The sequence below is a fragment of the Pseudoalteromonas sp. T1lg75 genome, from assembly GCF_002964705.1.
GTDB lineage: Bacteria > Pseudomonadota > Gammaproteobacteria > Enterobacterales > Alteromonadaceae > Pseudoalteromonas.
The window spans coordinates 48975-70250 of record NZ_PQCD01000018.1 but is presented as its reverse complement, the minus strand read 5'-3'; the positions used below and the strand labels follow the sequence as shown (position 1 = coordinate 70250).

21 protein-coding genes are annotated in these 21276 nt (G+C 51.2%); 8 read left to right on the top strand and 13 right to left on the bottom strand.

The features are described 5' to 3' along the window. Positions 1 to 56: 56 nt before the first annotated feature. Together C2M36_RS04880 and C2M36_RS04875 are read left to right on the top strand one after the other, a co-directional pair. Positions 57 to 1613 (top strand): serine hydrolase, encoded by a 1557-nt coding sequence (locus C2M36_RS04880; protein WP_105253958.1) that lies wholly within the window; start codon positions 57 to 59, stop codon positions 1611 to 1613. Between the two features lie 122 nt (positions 1614 to 1735). Next, positions 1736 to 2668 carry a histone deacetylase family protein gene (locus C2M36_RS04875; RefSeq protein ID WP_105253957.1) on the top strand — a complete coding sequence of 311 codons (933 nt, stop codon included), beginning with the start codon at positions 1736 to 1738 and terminating at the stop codon, positions 2666 to 2668. A gap of 15 nt (positions 2669 to 2683) precedes the next feature. Here the strand turns inward: C2M36_RS04875 and C2M36_RS04870 are convergent, their stop codons facing one another. Further along, complete coding sequence (locus tag C2M36_RS04870; RefSeq protein WP_105253956.1) at positions 2684 to 2959, bottom strand: hypothetical protein; 276 nt, start codon at positions 2957 to 2959, stop codon at positions 2684 to 2686. A gap of 73 nt (positions 2960 to 3032) precedes the next feature. Here C2M36_RS04870 and C2M36_RS04865 point away from each other — a divergent pair, with 73 nt between their 5' ends. Both C2M36_RS04865 and C2M36_RS04860 read left to right on the top strand, forming a co-directional pair. Then, positions 3033 to 4748, top strand: a complete 1716-nt coding sequence (locus C2M36_RS04865; RefSeq protein WP_105253955.1) for a diguanylate cyclase domain-containing protein — start codon at positions 3033 to 3035, stop codon at positions 4746 to 4748. Continuing rightward, complete coding sequence (locus C2M36_RS04860) at positions 4745 to 5560, top strand: putative bifunctional diguanylate cyclase/phosphodiesterase (RefSeq protein WP_105253954.1); 816 nt, start codon at positions 4745 to 4747, stop codon at positions 5558 to 5560. Before C2M36_RS04865 ends, C2M36_RS04860 begins: the two co-directional genes overlap by 4 nt. Here C2M36_RS04860 and C2M36_RS04855 read toward each other — a convergent pair. The 11 genes from C2M36_RS04855 to rpsU all read right to left on the bottom strand — a co-directional run bounded on the left by C2M36_RS04855 (position 5508) and on the right by rpsU (position 17614). Continuing rightward, positions 5508 to 6338 carry a DUF2797 domain-containing protein gene (locus C2M36_RS04855; RefSeq protein WP_105253953.1) on the bottom strand — a complete coding sequence of 277 codons (831 nt, stop codon included), beginning with the start codon at positions 6336 to 6338 and terminating at the stop codon, positions 5508 to 5510. The genes C2M36_RS04860 and C2M36_RS04855 overlap by 53 nt on opposite strands. A gap of 155 nt (positions 6339 to 6493) precedes the next feature. Next, positions 6494 to 7777: a phosphoribosylamine--glycine ligase gene (gene purD, locus C2M36_RS04850; protein ID WP_105253952.1), complete on the bottom strand. Its 1284-nt coding sequence runs from the start codon at positions 7775 to 7777 to the stop codon at positions 6494 to 6496. Positions 7778 to 7789: 12 nt separating this feature from the next. Then, positions 7790 to 8611, bottom strand: a complete 822-nt coding sequence (locus C2M36_RS04845) for a class I SAM-dependent methyltransferase (protein ID WP_105199446.1) — start codon at positions 8609 to 8611, stop codon at positions 7790 to 7792. A 106-nt stretch (positions 8612 to 8717) separates the two neighbouring features. After that, complete coding sequence (purH, locus tag C2M36_RS04840; protein WP_105253951.1) at positions 8718 to 10304, bottom strand: bifunctional phosphoribosylaminoimidazolecarboxamide formyltransferase/IMP cyclohydrolase; 1587 nt, start codon at positions 10302 to 10304, stop codon at positions 8718 to 8720. Between the two features lie 208 nt (positions 10305 to 10512). Then, positions 10513 to 10803, bottom strand: coding sequence for a DNA-binding transcriptional regulator Fis (fis, locus tag C2M36_RS04835; protein WP_010374122.1), 291 nt, complete (start codon positions 10801 to 10803; stop codon positions 10513 to 10515). A gap of 26 nt (positions 10804 to 10829) precedes the next feature. Then, on the bottom strand, positions 10830 to 11795 hold the full coding sequence (gene dusB / locus C2M36_RS04830; RefSeq protein WP_105253950.1) for a tRNA dihydrouridine synthase DusB: 966 nt from the start codon (positions 11793 to 11795) through the stop codon (positions 10830 to 10832). Between the two features lie 276 nt (positions 11796 to 12071). Next, complete coding sequence (gene prmA, locus C2M36_RS04825) at positions 12072 to 12950, bottom strand: 50S ribosomal protein L11 methyltransferase (protein ID WP_105253949.1); 879 nt, start codon at positions 12948 to 12950, stop codon at positions 12072 to 12074. 86 nt (positions 12951 to 13036) lie between these two features. Further along, a complete protein-coding gene (gene rpoD, locus C2M36_RS04820) occupies positions 13037 to 14884 on the bottom strand; it encodes an RNA polymerase sigma factor RpoD (protein ID WP_105253948.1) in 1848 nt (615 codons plus the stop codon). A gap of 124 nt (positions 14885 to 15008) precedes the next feature. Then, positions 15009 to 16781, bottom strand: coding sequence for a DNA primase (gene dnaG / locus C2M36_RS04815; RefSeq protein ID WP_105253947.1), 1773 nt, complete (start codon positions 16779 to 16781; stop codon positions 15009 to 15011). A gap of 149 nt (positions 16782 to 16930) precedes the next feature. Further along, positions 16931 to 17377, bottom strand: coding sequence for a GatB/YqeY domain-containing protein (locus C2M36_RS04810; RefSeq protein ID WP_105253946.1), 447 nt, complete (start codon positions 17375 to 17377; stop codon positions 16931 to 16933). 21 nt (positions 17378 to 17398) lie between these two features. Then, positions 17399 to 17614 carry a 30S ribosomal protein S21 gene (rpsU, locus tag C2M36_RS04805; protein WP_105188416.1) on the bottom strand — a complete coding sequence of 72 codons (216 nt, stop codon included), beginning with the start codon at positions 17612 to 17614 and terminating at the stop codon, positions 17399 to 17401. A gap of 196 nt (positions 17615 to 17810) precedes the next feature. Here rpsU and tsaD point away from each other — a divergent pair, with 196 nt between their 5' ends. Then, entirely contained in the window at positions 17811 to 18827 is a 1017-nt protein-coding gene (gene tsaD, locus C2M36_RS04800) for a tRNA (adenosine(37)-N6)-threonylcarbamoyltransferase complex transferase subunit TsaD (protein ID WP_105253945.1), read from the top strand. A gap of 21 nt (positions 18828 to 18848) precedes the next feature. Here the strand turns inward: tsaD and plsY are convergent, their stop codons facing one another. Continuing rightward, complete coding sequence (gene plsY, locus C2M36_RS04795; RefSeq protein WP_158678857.1) at positions 18849 to 19460, bottom strand: glycerol-3-phosphate 1-O-acyltransferase PlsY; 612 nt, start codon at positions 19458 to 19460, stop codon at positions 18849 to 18851. Positions 19461 to 19631: 171 nt separating this feature from the next. Between plsY and folB the strand changes: the two genes are divergently transcribed. Genes folB through C2M36_RS04780 form a run of 3 tightly spaced genes read left to right on the top strand, consistent with a single transcriptional unit; the run spans position 19632 to position 21270 of the window. Next, positions 19632 to 19985 (top strand): dihydroneopterin aldolase, encoded by a 354-nt coding sequence (gene folB / locus C2M36_RS04790; RefSeq protein WP_105253943.1) that lies wholly within the window; start codon positions 19632 to 19634, stop codon positions 19983 to 19985. A 2-nt stretch (positions 19986 to 19987) separates the two neighbouring features. After that, a complete protein-coding gene (gene folK, locus C2M36_RS04785) occupies positions 19988 to 20470 on the top strand; it encodes a 2-amino-4-hydroxy-6-hydroxymethyldihydropteridine diphosphokinase (protein ID WP_105253942.1) in 483 nt (160 codons plus the stop codon). Further along, positions 20467 to 21270 (top strand): undecaprenyl-diphosphate phosphatase, encoded by an 804-nt coding sequence (locus tag C2M36_RS04780; RefSeq protein ID WP_105253941.1) that lies wholly within the window; start codon positions 20467 to 20469, stop codon positions 21268 to 21270. Before folK ends, C2M36_RS04780 begins: the two co-directional genes overlap by 4 nt. Positions 21271 to 21276: the final 6 nt, after the last annotated feature.

The window sequence follows — 21276 nt, the reverse complement described above, 5'->3', positions numbered from 1 at the left end:
CGCAATAGGCGCTGCTGAAAGATCAGGATTTAGAAGTAACTCAACAAGGAATAATAATGAAATTTAAAACGTTGCTGCTGTGCAGTGCCGTGCTGCTGGGGTTTAATAACCCGGCGCAAGCCAAGCTCGAAGAACAAAAAATTACCGCCGCCATTGAGCAGTCTATGGCTCGTTTTGATGTGCCAGGCATGGCCGTGGCCGTGGTTGCCGAGGGGGAGCTGGTATATGCCAAGGGTTTTGGTGTACGTCATCTCGACAGCAAAGAGCCGGTGACCGCGGAGACCCTGTTTGGCATCGCCTCAAATACCAAGGCTTTTACCAGCGCGGCCTTGGCCATGCTGGTGGACCAGGGTAAGTTAAGCTGGGATGACAAGGTAATAGACCATCTTCCCGAGTTTCGCCTGTATGACGCCTACGCCACGCGTGAGATGACGATTCGCGACTTGCTTAGTCATCGCAGTGGTTTAGGACTGGGGCAGGGTGATCTGATGATCTGGCCGGACACGGACAAATCGGTGGACGACATCATTGCAGGTCTACAACACCTGAAACCTCAGTCCAGCTTTCGCAGCACCTATGCCTACAACAACCTGATGTTTGTCACCGCCGGTGAGGTGGTTGCGCGCGTCAGCGGCATGTCCTGGCAGGACTTTATCGAGCAAAAGATGCTAACGCCTCTGGGCATGAAACAGTCGCGCGCCGGTTTTTCCCGTATCGATGACGATAACGACAACTATGCCACCGGCCATATTCCTTTAAATGGCAAGCTCCACCCATTCTTTGTCAATTACCTGGAAGATTTTCGCGGTGCCGGTGCCATTGCTTCTAACGTTAAGGAAATGAGCCTGTGGTTGAATACCCAGCTTAACGCCGGGGTCATGGCCAATGGCGAGACCCTGTTTAGCGCTAAGCAACAACAGCAAATGTGGCAGCCACATATTAATCGCCCCGTGAGCAAGGCGGCCTTTGCGGCCACACGACAACAGTTCAGCGGCTATGGCTTAGGTTGGTCTATTGTCGATTACCACGGTTATAAACGCGTCGGTCACGGTGGTGGCATTCTCGGTATGGTGTCGCAGGTTTCCCTGTTGCCGGAGAAAAAGCTAGGCGTCGTGGTGCTGTCAAACCAGCAGGCTTTTGCGGCCCTCTCGGCGGTGACCGAGGAAATCTTTGAACAAGCTCTGGAACTTGAAGATAAAGACTATGTTGAGCGTTTTGCCGAGCGTCACTTCAAAGGCAAGGAGCAGGCCTATGCCAATGCTAAGGCGGCCTTAGTTGAGGACTACCAAAGCGCCTTACCGCCTATCTACTATACCGGGACTCTTCATGATGCCTGGTATGGTGATGTGGTGATCGAGCAACTCGATGGCAAGCTGCGTATCGATTTTACTCACACCAAGCGCTTAAAGGGTGAATTGCAGCATCACAGCGGCAACAGCTTTATTGTTAAGTGGGATGAACCTCTGCTCGAAGCGGATGCCTTTATTCACTTTACTTTGGATGAGCAAAACAAGGTGCACAGCGCCAAAATGCATGCCGTCTCCACTGAGGTCACCGATTTTAGCTTTGATTTCCGTAACCTGGATTTACGCCCGAAAAAGTTGTCTCGCTAGTCATGGAACACAGCTAATAGCGAGCTACTCGCAAGCTACTAGCGAGCTAACACCAAAGTCGCAGGGTCAAGGCACTGCGACTTTGTTAAGCTGTTGATTAAAGTGTTTAATGTAGCCAGCCTATGTCCCGTATCGCCGTTATCACTCATCCCGCCTGTCGCCGCCACCAAATGGGCAGCGATCATCCCGACTCGCCCGCTCGCCTTGATGTTATTCAAGACCGCCTACTCGCCAGTGGCCTGGACTTGGAAATAGCGCAATTACAGGCGCGTAAGGCCGAGCGTAAGGATTTTCTTAGTGTCCATTCGGAGCAGTTGGTTTCCCTGGTAGAACAATGTATCCCGGATATTGGTTATGCCGACCTCGATGGCGATACGCGCTTGTGTCCCGAGTCCATGCAGGCCATAGAGCGGGCCGTTGGGGCAGGCTTAACGGCGGTGGATGAGGTTTTGGCAGGACATATCGATGCCGGCTTTTGTGCGGTTCGTCCGCCCGGCCATCATGCCAGCCGAGAGCACAGCGCCGGTTTTTGCGTTTACAACAACCTGGCCATCGCCGTGCGTTACGCGCAGCAACAGGGGATACAGCGCATCGCTATTTTAGATATAGACGTGCACCATGGCGATGGCACCCAAAACATCTTTGCCGATGAGCGCAATGTACTGCTGTGCTCCTTGTTCCAAAACCCTCTCTATCCCAATCCCGAGCCGGTAGAGCGGTCAAATCTGATCCAGTCGCCCCTGCCGCCGGCCAGTGATGGCAATGACTTGCGCCGCCTGGTCGAAAGTCAGTGGCTACCCGCCTTAACTCATTTTGCCCCGCAACTGATCTTTGTCTCCGCCGGCTTCGACGGTCACTTGGAAGACGATATGGCGGCCCTCAAATTTGTCGAGCAGGATTACGCCTGGTTCAGTCAGCGTATCGGCGAGTTTGCCAAGGCTCATGGCGTGCTGGGCATAGTGTCGTTTTTAGAAGGGGGTTACCATTTATCGGCCCTGGCCCGCGGTGTTGAGCACTATTTGCGGGGGCAACTGGCAGCCTATGAAGGGCTATAACAGCCCGTCCCCTATTTAGTCGTCGAGCAAAGGCCAGATCTGACTCTCATCCTGAAGCTGTAATTTGGCCACGCAGCAATGCCCTTCGGCGCTTAAATAATCTTGCAGGGCGGTACACAGCAGTGGCCATTGACTGTCTATGGGCTGACCCTTGGCATCAAAGTAGTGATGACGGCTATCGAGGACAAACAGCAGCTGGCCGTTATCCGCGGCCTTAAGCTCTTTGGCATTCTGGCACAGGGTAATAAAGTCTGATTCAACGGCCAGCACCGGGAAATCTAAACTGGGCATTTTTTGTCCTAGGTCAAGCTCTGTAAGAGCCGTATTCATTAGTATCGTGATGTTACAATCAGCAGGATAAACAATGCAACTCAGTACAAGGGATTACAGGGTCAAGGACGCACGAACCTCACCGCTTTATTTTTGTACGCCAACACAGGATGTATTAACCGTAGTTGCCTTAATGCGTCAACACAATGTCAGCGCCATTGCCGTGCGTGAGCACGACAAGGTGGTGGGCATTTGGACCGAGTCCGATTGTGTGCGTATGCAGTCCCAAAACCAGGGTTATACCCGCCAGCCTATCAGTGAGCTGATGTCTACACCGGTTCATTGCATCGACAGCGAGGACAAACTCAGTGATGCGGCGTTAAAGTGCGCTAACCTTGGCATTCGTCATTTGCTGGTAGTCGACCCAAATGAGCAGCCGAGCGGCTTGTTGTCCCTGGGAAATATCGTCGACAGCCAGGGCCTTGAGCATTACCTTCATTTGAAAATCATCGGCACGCACTTTGACCGCCATGTGCCTTGTGTGCAGGGGGACAGTACCCTGACCCAGGTAGCCCAGCAAATGGCTAAATCCAACACCCATGCGGTGTTGGTTAAGCACCGGGGGGAGTTAGGCATTATCACCGCCGCCGATGTGCTCGATATGCTGCTGTGCCGCGATAAGCAACAGCCTTGCTGGCAATATGCCAGTACCGAACTGGTGACGGTGACCCCCAAAGACACCCTGCTGTGTGCCTATCATAAACTGCATCAGCACCGCATTCGCCATCTGGTGGTAGTCGACAGCCACAGTCGCTGCGAGCTGGGGGTGTTGACCTTAAAGCATATTAACACAGAGATTGAGTCGGCCTATTTAACCGAGCTGAGGGCGGTGCTGGCAGAGCGCGACTCAGCGTTGCAGGCGTCAAAAAAGGATCTCTATCTGGCCAATAAAATCATTGCCGCTTCCTTGGATGGCATCATGATCACCGATCATAGCGGAGTGATCTTGCAGGTGAACCCGGCCTTTAGCCGCTTGACCGGGTATAGCGCCGAGGAGGTGGTGGGTAAAACCCCCAAGCTGCTGAGCTCGGGGCACCATGATGAAGCCTTTTATCACAGTATGTGGCAGACCCTGGCCCGTGATGGCGTCTGGCAGGGTGAGATACATAACCGTCGCAAGGATGGTGATACCTATGTGGAATGGTTGACCATTATCGCCATTCAGGAGCAGGACGATGAAAACCTGGTGTATGCTGGCATCTTCACCGATATTACCGAGCGCAAGGCGGCGGAGCGTAAGATTGCTAAGCTTGCTTATTTTGACGACTTAACCGGGCTGCCCAATCGCCGCTTGTTTAAAGACCGTTTGAGCGTGGCCCTGGCCCATAGTCAGCGTCAACAGCAACGTTTGGCCGTGATGTTTATCGACCTGGATCATTTTAAGGGCGTCAACGACAGCCTCGGGCACAGCATAGGCGATGAGCTGCTAAAACAGGTGGCGCAGCGTTTGCAGCACTGTGTGCGCAGCGGTGATACCCTGGCGCGCTTGGGCGGTGATGAATTTACCCTGTTGCTGAATGAGGTAGACAGCCTTGATGAGGTGATCCGCTGCGCCGAGACGGTGCTGGCGCAATTTAATGCCAGCTTTTCATTGGCGCAAAAGAGCATCACGGTTACCACCTCCATCGGTATTTCCCTGTACCCGGATGATGGTGGTTCAATGGAAACCCTGCTTAAGCATGCGGATGTAGCCATGTATCGCTGCAAAGACCTGGGGCGTAACTCCTATCAGCTTATAAGGCCACCATGAATGCGCGCTCGTTAGAGCGTCTGACCATGACCAGTCGTATTAAACAGGCGCTGGAGCACAATGAATTTGCCCTGCATTTACAGCCGATATTTCGTGCCGAGGGTGGGGATTTGGCCGGTGCCGAAGCACTTATCCGCTGGCAAGACCCGCAATTGGGGATGATCTCTCCCAGTCAGTTTATTCCCTTGGCGGAGGAGTTGGGGTTAATTACCCATATTGACCGCTGGGTGATCAATCGCAGTTGTGCCTTGCTGGCGCAGTGGCAGCAAGACAAGCGCTGGCAAGGGCGGCTGGCCATTAATATCTCGGCGGCGCACTTTTGTCAGGATGGCCTGGTAAAAGCCTTGCGCGAGGCCATTGACCGTTACCAAATCGATGCCAGCCAGTTGGAGCTGGAGATCACCGAAAGCAGCTTTATTCAGTCGTTTTCTCGAGCCAAACAGGTGCTGTTGGAGCTGAAGTTATTGGGCGTAAAAATTGCCCTGGATGATTTTGGCACCGGTTATTCGGCGTTGAGCTATTTAACCAAGCTGCCCATCGACAAGTTGAAAATCGACTCCAGTTTTGTCGCCAAGGTGCCGGATGAATATGGTAACAGCGAAATCGTTAGCGCTATAGTGGCCATGGCCAAGAACTTGAATCTAACCCTGGTGGCCGAAGGGGTGGAAAAGCCTTGTCAGCACCAGTTCTTACAGCGATTGCATTGTGACTATCTGCAAGGCTTTTTACTGGGTAAGCCTTGCAGTAGCGAGGAGTTTGCTAAGCGCTATAGTCTACCTCAACCTCGTACGCCCCAAATTTACGAATGTTGATAACGCCGGTATCAAAGATCAGGTATTGGCCCTTAATTCCCAGGAGCACGCCGCTTACCTTTGGCTCTTTATCGAAATTAAAGGAGCTGATCTTGCTTGGGTAGGTTTCCACCGGATAGGTGATCTCGACAACCTTTTCATCCAGCACTTCCACCGCGGTGGCACCGAACAGCTCGGCCAGTTCATCCAGTTTGGCCTGGATCTGCGGCAAGAGTTCGTTCCGCGCGGCGAGTAGATCAACATCAACCTGAGTGCCCTTAAGCATATTGCGCCAATTGGTTTTATCGGCAATAAACTCCGCCAGGGCGACTTCCACTAAACCGGATTGCAGACGTGTTTGCACCCTGATAATAGGCAAGGCTGCCGTGGCACCCTGGTCTATCCAGCGGGTCGGGATCTGGGTGTGACGGGTGATGCCTACCTTGAGCCCTGAGGTGTTCGCCAGATACACATAGTGGGGGATCATGCAGTTTTCTTCGCCCCATTGCGGCTCGCGGCAGGTGCCTTGATCATAGTGGCAGGTTTCCGGTTTCATAATGCACATATCGCAGCTGGCAAGCTTGCGCATACAGACAAAACAATGGCCCTGAGAGTAGCTCTTTTTGGTTTTTTTACCGCAGCTGGAACAGAAAATATTACCGCTGTAGGTTAAGGTCAGGGTTTTGCCTATCAAGTCGTTCAGTGGTAACAGTTCGTCGCCAACGGGAAGCTGGTATTGCACCGCCGGGTTCTGCTCATCACCGAGCTGGGTTTTCATTTTCTTTAGTGTGCCTTGCATATTGCGTCCCAATGGCAAAAGTATGGGCTTATGGTATCAGACCACCGCGGCACTGTCTTCGGCTAGCTGGGATTGCAGCGATTGGGCGAATAAACTTCAGACAATAAAAAAGCGAAGCCGGAGCTTCGCTTTTTCAATAGGCCTTGGCGGCCAGATTAGCTTTCGCGGGCAATGGCGCGATAAGCGATATCGGTGCGGTATTCAACGCCGTCCCAATCGATGGCTTTAACCAGTTCGTAGGCACGCTGTTGTGCTGCGGTAACCGTTTCACCTAGTGCGGTGGCACAGAGTACGCGGCCACCGGCGGTTACTACCTTGTCACCGTCTTGCTTGGTACCTGCGTGGAAGACTTTCTCACCTTCCGGGTATTCAACAAGCAGGCCCGAGATGGCATCGCCTTTAGGGTATGAACCTGGGTAGCCTTTGGCTGCCAGTACCACGCCAACTGCGGCGCGCGGGTCGAACTGGATGTCGGTCTTATCCAGCTCTTCACGGTTTGCGGTTTCGATTAGCTCAACCAAGTCCGACTGTAGACGCAGCATAATAGGCTGAGTTTCTGGGTCGCCAAAGCGGCAGTTGTACTCAATTACCTTAGGCGTGCCGTCTGCAGCAATCATAAGACCGGCGTATAGGAAACCTGTGTAAGGGTGACCTTCCGCAGCCATGCCTGCAACGGTCGGGTTGATCACTTCATTCATGATGCGATCATGAATTTCAGCTGTCACTACCGGCGCTGGAGAGTAGGCACCCATGCCACCTGTATTAGGACCCTGGTCGCCGTTGTAAGCGCGCTTATGGTCCTGACTGGTTGCAAATGGCAATACATTCTTACCATCGACCATAACGATGAAAGAGGCTTCTTCACCCTCAAGGAACTCTTCGATAACCACGCGGCTACCGGCTTCACCAAAGGCATTACCCGCTAGCATGTCGCGTACCGCTTCTTCCGCTTCCGCTTCGGTCATGGCCACAATTACGCCTTTACCTGCCGCCAAGCCATCGGCCTTAACAACGATAGGAGCGCCTTGCTCTTTGATGTACTCAAGTGCAGGCTCGATTTGCTCGAAGGTTTTGTAAAACGCAGTGGGGATATTGTGACGTGCCAAGAAGTCCTTAGTAAATGACTTCGAGCCCTCAAGTTGCGCTGCCCCTTGCGTTGGGCCGAATATTGCCAGGCCTTGCTCTCGGAAGGCATCAACAACACCGATAACCAGCGGTGCTTCAGGGCCAACAATAGTCAGTTCAACGTTATTTTCTTTCGCAAACGTGATAAGTGCATCAATGTCTTCAACACCAATGGCCACGTTTTCTAACTTTGGCTCAAGTGCGGTGCCGGCGTTACCCGGAGCAACAAATACTTTTTCTACTTTGTTTGATTGAGCGGCCTTAAACGCAAGTGCGTGTTCGCGGCCGCCACTGCCAATGACTAGTACATTCATGGCTTATAAATCCTATAGGGGTTTGATGAATTTCAGCGTCATCCGGTCACTTTCGCCGATCGCTTCGTATTTAGCGCGATCTTCTTCACCCAGACTCAGGCTTGGTGGCAATGTCCACACGCCTTTTGGATGGTTGGCGAAGTCTTTCGGATTGGCATTGATTTCACTTTTCGCAACCAGTTCAAATCCAGCTTCTTGTGCCAGCGCAATCACCCAGCTCTCTTTAACATAACCCGAACGCTTGGCCTTACCGCTATCGCGTGTTTCCGGTAAACGGTGATCCACGATACCTAGCACACCTCCTGGTTTAAGGGCGGTATAAAAGGCGCGCATGGCATCCTTTACCCCTTGCTCGTCGGCATTCATATACCAGTTATGCAGATTACGGAATGTCAGCACCATATCGGCACTGCCTTCCGGGGCGATATTATGGTGGGTGCCGGGGTAGAACTCGGTGAGTCGGATGTCGGAATAGGCACGAGTATTGGCCATCTTTTCCTTAAAGCCAGCCAATGAGCGCTGGTAATACTTCACGTCCGAGTCGGCCGGGAAGTGGGCGGCATACAAGGTGCCTTCGTCTTTAAGTAAAGGAGCGAGAATATCCGTGTACCAACCACCGCCTGGAGAGACTTCAACCACTGTCATATTCGGCTCGATACCGAAAAAGGTCAGAGTTTCTACCGGGTGACGATATTGATCTCTGGCTTGTGCTTGTGCACTTCTTAGCTCGCCTTGGCTGGCTTCAGTCAGTTGTTCACTGGTGCTGGTGCTTACGCAGGCGCTTAGTGAAAGCGCGATGGCCGCGGTTAGCGCGGTTTTAAAGCCAAATTTCATAATCGAATCCTTGTGATATTTATTATGTGTTAACACAAAATAGCAGATTGATTTGAATAGTCTACGAAAACACGCCAGAGCCTAAATGGCCCTGGCGGTGAGTTTCTTAGTGGCGGAAGTGGCGCATGCCGGTGAAGACCATTGCCATGCCAGCCTCATCGGCGGCGGCAATCACTTCTTCATCACGCATTGAACCACCCGGCTGGATCACCGCAGTAATGCCAGCTTCGGCCGCAGCATCGATACCGTCACGGAATGGGAAGAAGGCATCAGAAGCCATAACCGAACCTTTAACCTCAAGGTTCTCATCGGCTGCTTTAATACCGGCGATTTTCGCCGAGTATACGCGGCTCATCTGGCCGGCGCCCACACCGATAGTCATGCCGTCTTTGGCGTATACGATGGCGTTTGATTTAACAAATTTGGCTACTTTCCAGCAGAACATAAGATCTTTTAGCTCTTGCTCGGTCGGTTGACGCTTAGACACTACCTTAAGGTCGCCCATGCTTACCATGCCCTGGTCACGGTCTTGTACCAGGATACCGCCGTTTACGCGCTTGATATCAACACCGGTGGTTTGCGCTTGCCATTGACCACACTCAAGTAGACGCACGTTTTGTTTAGCAGAGACGATTTGCGCCGCTTCTTCGCTGATGCTTGGGGCGATGATCACTTCTACGAACTGACGGGCGATGATGGCTTCTGCGGTATCCGCATCCAGCTCGCGGTTGAAGGCGATGATGCCGCCAAATGCCGACGTCGGGTCGGTTTTAAAGGCACGGTCGTAGGCTTCAAGGATGTTTTCACCCACAGACACACCACATGGGTTAGCGTGCTTCACGATCACACAGGCCGGCGCATCGAATTCTTTTACGCACTCAAGGGCTGCGTCGGTATCGGCGATGTTGTTGTAAGAAAGCGCCTTACCTTGGATTTGCTTGGCCGTGGCAACCGAGGCTTCTTCAATGTCGTTTTCAACATAGAAGGCTGCATCCTGGTGTGAGTTCTCACCGTAGCGCATGTCTTGCTTCTTGGTGAACTGCATGTTGATGGTGCGCGGGAACTTTGTGTCTGCCACAGCTTCTTCGGTGTAGTCAGGCACCATTTTACCGAAGTAGTTGGCGATCATGCCGTCGTACTGAGCCGTGTGCTCAAATGCGGCAATGGCCAGGTCAAAACGCGTTGCGTGTGAGGTAGAACCTTCGTTCGCCTTCATTTCGTCGATAACGCGGCCGTAGTCGGCGGCATTAACGATAATGGTCACGTCTTTGTGGTTCTTCGCTGCGGCGCGAACCATGGTTGGGCCGCCGATATCGATGTTCTCAATCGCGTCTTCAAGCGAGCAGTCTTCTTTTGCTACTGTTTGTGCGAATGGGTATAGGTTTACAACTACCATGTCGATTGCATCTATGTTGTGATCGCTCATGACGCCTTCGTCTTGACCGCGACGGGCTAGGATGCCGCCGTGAATTTTTGGATGCAATGTTTTAACGCGGCCATCCATGATCTCAGGGTGACCGGTGTGATCAGATACTTCAGTTACCTTGATGCCGTTGTCTGCAAGTAGCTTGCAGGTGCCACCGGTAGAAAGAATTTCGACGCCTTGAGCGGCTAGCTCACGAGCGAAGTCAACGATACCCGTTTTATCAGATACGCTCAGGAGCGCGCGACGAATTGGACGATGTGTATCCATGGTAGTTTTTGTTACCTCAGTTGAGTAGATAATCTTGCCAAAGGCGTTCGCCTTGGGGTTAGGCAAGGGGTTATTTAGAACCCTATTTTAAACAATGATGGTGTTTTTGTATAACACCGTGACCGACGCATCGGTCGCTTTCGCGTATGGGCGAAAATAAAAAAGCACCCTAGGGTGCTTTTCAGTGCAGCTCAAAGCTGCGAATAAATTAGTTCATGCCGTACTTTTTCAGCTTCTTACGTAAAGTACCACGGTTGATACCCAGTAAGATGGCGGCACGGGTTTGGTTACCGCGCGTATAGGTCATTACTTCTTCTAGAAGTGGCGCTTCAAGCTCAGAAAGAACAAGTTCATAAACGTCTTGTACGTCCTGGCCGTTAAGCTGCTTAAGATAGTGGTGAACAGCTTTTTTAACAGCGTCGCGAAGAGGCTGTGGTTTCTCTTGTGACTGAACGTGAGCGTTAGTAATAAAAGGAGAAGTCACATTTTGTTCAAACATCGTTGTATTGTCTCTTTCTTTCTGGATTAGCAATAAGTTTCAAAGTATTCATTCAGTGCATCCACCTGAGTCTCAGGTGTTTCTAGCGCATTAAATACTCGCCTAAACTGACGGTCTTCGTCGTGGGCTTGCAAATACCATCCAACATGCTTTCGAGCAATCCGCGGCCCCATGGCCTCACCGTAGAATTGATGGAGATTAACTAAATGCTCCATCAGAATACTGCGCACCTCGGTAATAGCCGGGGGCGGGAGTATTTCTCCGGTTTTTAAGTAATGGTCAATTTCCCGGAAAATCCAGGGGCGACCTTGAGCGGCTCGTCCAATCATGATGGCATCTGCGCCCGTATACTCTAATACCTGCTTCGCTTTTTGCGGTGAACTGATATCACCGTTAGCAACCACAGGAATTGACACTGAACCCTTGATCGCTTTGATCGTGTCGTATTCGGCATTGCCTTTGTACATACAGGCGCGGGTGCGACCATGTACGGCTAATGACTGAATACCATTGTGTTCAGCTATGGCTGCAATCTCGACGCCGTTGCGGTTGTCCACATCCCAGCCGGTACGGATTTTTAATGTGACGGGCACATCTACCGCTTCCACCACAGCTTTCACTATGGCTTCGACTAGGTCGGGGTACTGCAACAGGGCAGAGCCTGCGAGCTTTTTATTCACTTTTTTGGCAGGGCAGCCCATATTGATATCTATGATCTGCGCGCCATTGGAAACGTTAAACTGCGCCGCTTGCGCCATCAGCTCTGGGTCAGCCCCCGCAATTTGCACGGAGCGAATACCCGATTCGCCGCTATGATCCATACGCCCCATGGATTTGGCGGTTTGCCACACCTTGGGATTGGAAGACAACATTTCTGATACGGCCAGTCCCGCGCCTAAGCGACGACACAATTGCCGAAAGGGGCGATCGGTGATCCCCGCCATCGGTGCAACCATCAAATTGTTTTCTAACTGGTAAGGACCAATTTGCACAGCGTTACAATTTACCTCGTTTCAAGGGGCGCTAAGTTTACGGTTTTTTGAGGCAAAATCAAAGGCTATAAATTGAACAAAAGTGCTTTTTTTTTAAACTTTTTGTATTGACATTTTATAACGAGGGAGGGCAAAGATTTTTTTGTGTGTTTTATGAACACTGGCTTGACAGGGCTGATGTGGCGGGGTGTTGATGGGGCGTAAACAGTGTAAAAAGAGTGCGAAAGCGCCTGCGCAGGGACTTTTGTCCGCTGCGCAGTCAAGGATCCAAAGCGGTTATTTTTTAATCCCGCTGATCCGCACCCATTCACCTTCCAGGGCAATCGGATCTAGGGTCACTTTATGCTCATAGCAACTGGCTACAGAATCCGCCTGTTCCTCAAGGACCCCAGATAGTGCCAGCTCGCCCCCTGATTTCAACAGGCTGAGGATCACCTCGTTTAATTCGCGCAGAGGCTGGGCAAGAATATTTGCGACGACCACATCGGCCTCAAAGCTCGGCTGATTCTCTGGCAGGTAAACCTCAAGTTGGTCGGCCACGCCATTGCGCTCGGCATTATCGATACTGGCATCCAGTGCTTGCTGATCGATATCTATGCCTATAACGCGTGCGGCGCCGAGTTTAATGGCGGCGATACCTAAAATGCCTGAACCACAGCCGAAATCGACCACGGTTTTGCCGCTTAAATCCAGGCTCTCAAGCCAGCGTAAACATAAGGCCGTGGTGGCATGGGTGCCGGTACCAAAGGCCAGACCCGGGTCGAGCATGACGTTGACCGCGGATGGATCTGGAACATCTAACCAGCTTGGGCAAATCCATAGGCGTTCGCCAAACTGAATCGGTTGGAAATTCTTCATCCATTCCCGTTCCCAGTCTTTATCTTCTAGCTGCTCTATTTTATAGTGGAACTGCTCTTGCAACTCAGGTTGTACCTTTAAGTAATCAACCACAGCCTGCATATCATGGTTGGCTTCGAATAGGCCAATTACTGTGGTTTCAGCCCAGTATCTGATCTCGCCCGGTTGGGGTTCGAAGATGGGCGTGTCTTTGGTGTCCATAAAGGTGACCGATGGGCAACCAATATCCATTAGGTGCTCGCTGATGGCGTCAGCCGTTGATTCGGTGGCACGAATGCGAATTTGAATCCAAGCCATGTTAATCCCCATGTTGGATGAATTGAATAAATGATACACAAAGGCCGCTAAAAAGCGGCCTTTGTAATGCTTTAGTCAGACGCGTGTTATTTGTTCGCGTCTAAGAAGCTTTTCAGTAGATCTGAGCGTGAAGGGTGACGCAATTTACGCAGTGCCTTAGCTTCGATCTGACGGATACGCTCACGGGTTACGTCGAACTGTTTACCTACCTCTTCTAGAGTGTGGTCGGTATTCATGTCGATACCAAAGCGCATACGCAGTACCTTGGCTTCACGGGCCGTCAGGCCGGCAAGTACTTCGTGCGTCGCACCCTTGAGGCTTTCCATGGTCGCCGAGTCGATTGGCGATTCAATGGTGGTATCCTCAATAAAATCACCAAGATGCGAATCTTCATCGTCACCGATAGGAGTTTCCATCGAGATTGGCTCTTTGGCAATTTTCAATACCTTGCGGATCTTGTCTTCCGGCATCATCATGCGTTCTGCAAGTTCTTCCGGGTTCGGTTCACGACCCATTTCCTGCAACATCTGACGTGAGATACGATTTAGCTTGTTGATGGTCTCAATCATGTGTACCGGAATACGAATGGTACGGGCTTGGTCAGCGATTGAACGCGTGATTGCCTGACGGATCCACCAAGTCGCGTAAGTCGAGAACTTGTAACCACGACGGTATTCAAACTTATCAACCGCCTTCATCAGACCAATGTTACCTTCTTGGATTAAATCCAAGAATTGCAGGCCACGGTTGGTGTACTTCTTCGCGATTGAGATAACCAAACGTAAGTTCGCTTCAACCATCTCTTTCTTGGCGCGACGTGCTTTCGCCTCACCAATGCTCATGCGACGGTTGATGTCTTTAATACGCTCGATTGATAAACCTGTGCTTTGCTCAATATGCTTAAGCTTATTGATGCAACGCTCAATTTCCGGCTTCAACTCGGCCAACTTGGCTGAGTGGCTTTCACCAGCAGCGATTTCAAGGTCTAACCAGGCGCCGTCTGTTTCGTTGTTAGCAAAGTGCTTAACGAAAGTTTTCTTCGGCATCTTCGCAACTTGTACCGCTTGCTTCATGATGATGCGCTCTTGTACACGCACTTTATCCATCATGTCGCGCATGTTATTAACCATGCGGTCGAATTGCTTAGGCACTAGTTTAAAGGTGCGGAATAGCTCACCGATCTCAATGATGGCGGCTTTCGCATCCGGGTGTGAACGACCCTTTTCCTCGAAAATTACGCGGGCGTTGCTGTACAAGGTGCGCAAGTTTTCGAAGTGCTCGCGCGCTTCTTCCGGATCTGGACCGTTATCCGTTTCTTCTTCCGAGCTATCGTCGTCGCTGTCATCGCCATCATCGTCTTCGTCGTCTAAGTCATCGTCACTTAGTTCCGAGCCGATATGGGTGGCGGAAATCTGCGTCTCATCTTCGTTAGGATCGAAAAAGCCGGTAATGATGTCGCTCAGGCGGATTTCTTCCGCTTCGAACATATCCCACTGCTCAAGCAGGTGAGAAATGGCTTCCGGGTATTCGGCGACAGAAATTTGTACCTGGTTGATACCTTCTTCGATACGCTTGGCGATATCTATCTCGCCTTCGCGCGTCAATAGTTCCACGGTACCCATTTCACGCATGTACATACGTACCGGATCCGTGGTACGACCGATTTCTTTTTCTACGGTGGCGAGTGCCGCGGCGGCAGCTTCTGCCGCATCCTCATCGGTGGTGGTCTCCGCCATCATCAATTCATCGGCATCCGGCGCGCTTTCGCAAACCTTGATACCCATGTCATTGATCATGCTAATGATATCTTCGACCTGATCCGAATCAATGATGTCTTGTGGAAGGTGATCATTCACTTCAGCGAATGTCAGATAACCTTGCTCTTTACCTTTCTGAATCAGAAGTTTTAGTTGTGACTGAGGAGTTGGATCCATAGAGATTTGCTCTTCCACCCTGATAAATTAATACAACAGGCGTCAGCTTAAGAACCTAAGCTGGGTGCCCCAAGCCGGTTTGACGCAGTGAATAGCGTAGTATAACAGACCGAGAAATTTCTGGCTAGCTTTCGAGCACTTCGCTGCCTTTAAGTGCTTGAGTCAGCAGGGCGTATTCCCGCCGTTCTGCCACGCTTAAACCTTGGGTCTTGTCCTTTATTAATAAGGACTCTAAACGGTGATTTAAACACTGATCTTCAATGAATTTGACCGTTTGTTGGAAATGAGGTTCCAATACCTCATCGTTTATTTGGTGAGGCCAAGCGGCTAGCTTGGTCAAAGCGCCGTATTCCGGGCGCTCGCGGTAATGCTCCAGCAGTTGCGCTGTGCGTGCCCCGGGGTTATCCAGGCAATGCTTTTGAATGCTTAAAAACAATTCCAGGCCTGGCAAGCCTAGGCTGGCCAGCTCCGGCATATAGTCGACCTTGTCCGCCAGTTGCGGATGTTGCAGCATGAGGGCGATGGCGGTGCGCATCGGCGTCATCTTAAACTGGCTTTCAACCCTATGTTGTTGGCGCGGTGTTTTTAGCTTGGCATTGAGCTGCTCTCGGGTACGACCGATAAAGCGGGCCAGGCGCTCCAGCAGGTTTTCCTGATAGAATTCGCTGGGGATCTTTTCAATCAAGGGCAGAGCCAGGCTTAACAGTTTGGCTTTACCGGCGTCCTGAGTGAGGTCGATATCGTCGCTTAAGCGGCTAAAGAAGACGTCGCTAAAGTCCTTGGCATCAACCAGGCGCTGTTCAAATGCGGCCTTGCCTTCTTGTTGTACCAAAGAGTCTGGATCTTCGCCATCGGGCAGAAACACAAACTTCAGTGCCTTGCCGTCCTTTAAATGGGGCAGGGCATTTTCCATGGCCCGCCAGGCGGCATCGCGACCGGCGCGGTCGCCGTCATAACAACACACCACCTTATCCGTGGCACGCAACAACATTTGCATATGCTCGTTGGTGGTCGCCGTACCCAGGGCCGCCACTGCGTATTTAATATCGTGCTCGGCCAGCGCCACCACATCCATATAGCCTTCAACGATGAGTAACTGCTCAAGCTTTTTATGGGCTTGCTTGGCTTCATAAAAGCCATATAACTCAAAGCCCTTATGGAAGATTCGGGTTTCCGGCGAGTTCAGGTATTTGGGGCCATTATCGTCCTGGCCCATAATGCGTCCGCCAAAGGCGATAACACGACCACGACGATCGCGAATAGGGAACATCAGACGATCGCGAAAGAAGTCAAAGGTGCGACCATTGTCTTTTTGTGTCGCCAGCTTGAGCTCGATCAGCTGTTGCTTTTGTTTCGGGTTTTTCCCTAAGGTTTGACACAGCGCTTCCCACTCACTGGGGGCATAGCCGATGCCGAAGTCTTTCACCGTTTGCCCGCTTAAGCCACGACCCTTGAGGTAGTCAATGACCAATTGGGCATTGGCATGATGGCGCAATTGCTGCTGGTAATAGCGCGCGGTTTGCTCCATTAAATCGTAGTCGGAGCGTTTTTGCTCCTGGGAGACGGGCGGACGATCGTTTTGGTTGTGATTGCCTTGCTCTCTGGGCACTTCCAGGTGCAACAGGCTGGCCAACTCTTCGATGGCATCAACAAAATCGAGTTTGTCGTACTCCATTACGAAGCTGATGGCGTTGCCGTTGGCGCCACAGCCAAAGCAGTGATAAAACTGTTTATCCTGGGAGACGGTAAAGGACGGACTCTTTTCGTTGTGGAATGGACAGCAGGCCTGGTAATCCTTGCCCGCTTTTTTCAGGTTAACACGGGAGTCGATCAACTCGACTATGTCGGTACGCGCTAAAAGATCGTCGATAAATTGTCGGGGGATCTTACCTGCCATTAGCAACACCTAAGAAGAAGAGAGAGAACCAAACTAGTATATCAAGGGCGATAAGAAAAGGGGTTATAAATTTACGCCTTGATTTTTACCGGCCTAAAAACGAAGAAACCGAGCACTAGGCTCGGTTTGCTTGAATTTGCTTTCGCGAATTAGGCGCTAAGACGCTGTTTGATAAGACCTGATAGTTTGCCCATATCGGCACGGCCTTCAGCTTGACTCTTAATCACGCCCATCACTTTACCCATGTCCTGCATGCCTTGAGCACCGGTATCGGCGATGGCTTTATCAATCAGTTGACTGATTTCATCTTCGCTCAGCTGCTTTGGTAGAAACTCTTCCAAAACAAACATTTCCGCTGCTTCTACATCGGCAAGATCGTCACGACCGGCATCCTTATACTGAGTATAAGAATCGCGGCGTTGCTTCACTAGTTTAACAACAACCGACGTAATATCGGCTTCGTTTAATGTGATTTGCTCGTCGATCTCACGCTGTTTAACTGCAGCGAGTACTGAACGAATAGCACCAAGGCGCATTTTGTCCTTGGCACGCATCGCGTCTTTTTGTGCATCTTTTAACGAATCTAATAGACTCATGACAACAAGACCGGACAGTGATTAGTATAATTTAACGCGACGTGCGTTTTCGCGAGAAAGCTTTTTCATGTGACGCTTAACAGCAGCCGCTTTTTTACGCTTACGCGCAGCGGTTGGCTTTTCATAGTGCTCGCGACGACGAACTTCTGAAAGGATACCTGCTTTTTCACATGAACGCTTGAAGCGGCGTAGGGCTACGTCAAACGGCTCGTTTTCTCTTACTTTAATTACTGGCATTAAAATCTCACCTACCTAACTTAATGAGCTGCACTCATTCGATCAAATAATGATCATGTGGTTCAAAAATGGTGCGGCATTGTAATCCGAGTTACCCCGGTGTGTAAAGAATAAATATCACAATACTGGTAAAATTGCAGCAAGGGAGTAGAATATGCGGCCTTATCAGCCACATCGCCCAGCGAGGAGACAGACATTGCGCATTTTGGGGATTGAATCATCCTGTGACGAGACCGGGATCGCCATCTATGATGACGAACAAGGTTTGTTGGCCCACCAACTCTATAGCCAAGTAAAAATGCACGCCGACTACGGCGGTGTGGTGCCTGAGCTGGCGTCGCGAGATCATGTGCGTAAGACTCTGCCCTTGATTGAAGCGGCCTTTGCCGAGGCGAACTGTGGCCCAGAGGATCTCGATGGTGTGGCCTATACCGCGGGCCCAGGCCTGGTGGGCGCACTGTTGGTAGGATCGTCGATCGCACGATCCCTGGCCTATGGCTGGAAGCTGCCTACCGTGGCCGTGCACCATATGGAAGGTCACCTGCTTGCCCCCATGTTGGAAGAAAAGGTTCCCGCATTCCCATTCGTGGCCTTGTTGGTATCCGGTGGTCACACCCTGCTGGTGAAGGTCAGTGCCATTGGTGAATATGAAGTATTAGGCGAGTCGGTGGATGACGCCGCCGGTGAGGCCTTTGATAAAACGGCTAAGTTGCTGGGCCTGGATTACCCAGGTGGCCCCTTGTTGGCGAAATTAGCCGAGCAAGGCACCCCGGAACGCTTTAAATTCCCCCGTCCTATGACCGACAGACCGGGTCTGGATTTTAGCTTTAGCGGCTTGAAAACCTTTGCCGCTAATACCATTCGCAGCGAAGGCGACGATCAGCAAACCAAGGCGGATATTGCCCATGCGTTCCAAACTGCCGTTATCGATACCTTGGCGATCAAGTGCAAACGCGCGCTCAAGGAAACCGGCATCAAGCGTTTGGTGATTGCCGGTGGTGTAAGTGCCAATACCTATTTGCGTGAGCAATTAGAGCAGGTTATGAAGGGCATGCAAGGGGAAGTGTTTTATCCGCGTCCGGCATTTTGTACGGATAACGGCGCGATGATCGCTTATGCGGGCATGCAGCGTCTTAAAGCAGGACAAACGGCCACCCTGGATACCCGGGTTCAGCCACGCTGGCCGATAGACACCTTGCCTAGTATTCGCTAGTAGGGCCTGAAGCGCCGGCGATTATTTCTCCGGCGCTACCTCTTCTTTTTCTTTCTTTTTCCCCACCTTGGGCTCCTTACCCTTAAGCAAGCGCACTATGTTAGTGCGATGGCGAAAGATGATCAGCACGGTTAAAAACAGCACCGGCTCTGTGTACAAGGGTTTAATCCACCAGGTGTACAAGGGGGCCAGGGAGACGGTCACTAGGGCGGCCAGAGATGAGTAGCGGGTCAGGGCGACAACGCAGGCCCAGGTGAGGATCAGCAAGCCGCCAAGGGATAAACCTATGGGTAATAAGGCGCCAAAGGCGGTGGCCACGGCCTTGCCGCCCTTAAAACCGAAAAACAGCGGATAGATATGTCCTAGACAGGCGGCCACGGCGACCAAGCCCAAATGGATGGGATCGATGCCCATAAAATAGGCACTCCAGACCGGGATCGTGCCTTTAAGAATATCGAACACTAATACCAGGATCGCGGGAAGCTTGCCGCCAATACGCAAGACGTTGGTGGCACCGGGGTTTTTTGAACCGGCTTGACGAGGATCGGGCAGCGCAAAAAGGTGACAGATCAGTACTGCAGAAGAGACCGAACCGAGAAGGTAGGCAAAAATGCACATTAACGCCGCTAACACTGTCATCCTTATTTTTTAATTGTACGTTTTAAGCTATTATCGCCGCTCATTATGAGTGTGCGCCGAGCTTTTTTATGCCAAGCGCATCCGGGTAAACGCGGTTACGCAAGGTCAGGGTACTGATTCTAATCCTTTTTGGGTATCCGACCAGCTGGCATTGGAGTTGCACATATGGATAAAGTCTATATCTCACAACTTAAAGTGGACACCATTATAGGAGTGTACGACTTTGAGAAAGAAAGTAAACAAAGCCTTTATTTCGATATCGAAATGGACTGTGACTTACGCCAGGCTGCCCACAGTGACGATCTCTCTTTTACCATAGACTATGCCCAGGTCAGTCAGCGTGTTACCGAGCACTGTTTAGCTAAACCGGTGGAACTGTTGGAAACCCTGGTAGAGCAACTGGCCGCGCTTATCCTTAATGAATTCAACACGCCCAAGGTGGCCATTACCGTCAGCAAGCCCGCTGCGGTGCCAGCGGCGCAAACCGTTGGCGTTAAAATCGTACGTAGTAAAAGTTAGTTATGGCCCGCATTTATATTAGCCTAGGCTCCAATATCAATAAGCGCGAAAACCTTCTTAATGGGTTAAGCGCGCTGCGCCAACATTTCGGCGTGTTGCAACACTCAAGTGTGTATGAAAGCGAAGCCGTGGGGTTTAACGGCAGTAACTTTTATAATTCTGTGGCTGGGGCCGACACGGATATGAGCTTGGCTCAGGTCTGTAGCCTGCTTAAGCAGATTGAGCGTGATAACGGCCGCACCCCCGACGATAAAAAATTTAGCCCCCGTACCCTGGATTTAGATCTGTTGTTTTATGACGACATGATCTGTGACTCACCGGCGCAGCTGCCGCGCGATGAGATCACCAAAAATGCCTTTGTACTCTGGCCCTTGTTTGAGCTCGCCCCAGATCTGGTGCACCCCGTTACTCAAACCACCATTGCCAAACTATGGCAAGACTATGATAAATCAAAACAAAACCTATGGAAGGTCACTATCGAATGAGTATTCTAGCTATTGTTGTACTGGCTGTGATTCAAGGACTGACAGAATTTCTCCCCATTTCGAGCTCCGCCCACCTTATTTTACCCTCGCAGTTATTGGGCTGGCAGGATCAGGGCCTGGCCTTTGACGTGGCCGTGCATGTTGGTTCGCTCATGGCGGTGATGATTTATTTTCGTAGGGAAATAGGCGATATCCTGGTTGCCTGGTTTAAATCCTTCGGCTCTCAGGGAGCCACCGACGACAGCAAGCTGGGCTGGTATATTCTGTTGGCCACCATTCCCGCCGGCTTAGCCGGCAAGCTCTTTGAAGACCTGATTGAGCAACATCTGCGAGCGGCCATAGTCATAGCCATTACCACCATTTTCTTTGGTTTAGTGCTCTGGTTGGCAGATATTAAGGCCAAGCAAACGAAGAATATCTATCAACTGAATTGGAAGTCGGCCTTGCTGATCGGTTGTGCCCAGGCCATTGCCCTTATTCCCGGTACTTCACGCTCGGGTATCACCATGACCGCGGGCCTGTTTTTGGGTCTCACCAAAGAAAGTGCGGCGCGTTTTTCGTTTTTGCTGTCGGTACCCGTGATAGGTGGGATGGGGTTAATTAAAACCATTCAGTTGGCCACCGGCGAACAAGCGGTAGACTGGCAAGCGCTGATCCTTGGCGCCGGTTTATCCTTTATGGCCGCCTATGCCTGTATCTTCTTATTCCTTAAATTTATCGAACGCATGGGCATGTTCCCCTTTGTGATTTACCGCCTGCTTCTGGGCTTTGGCCTCTTGGCGTTTTTGCTATATCAATAGCCCAGG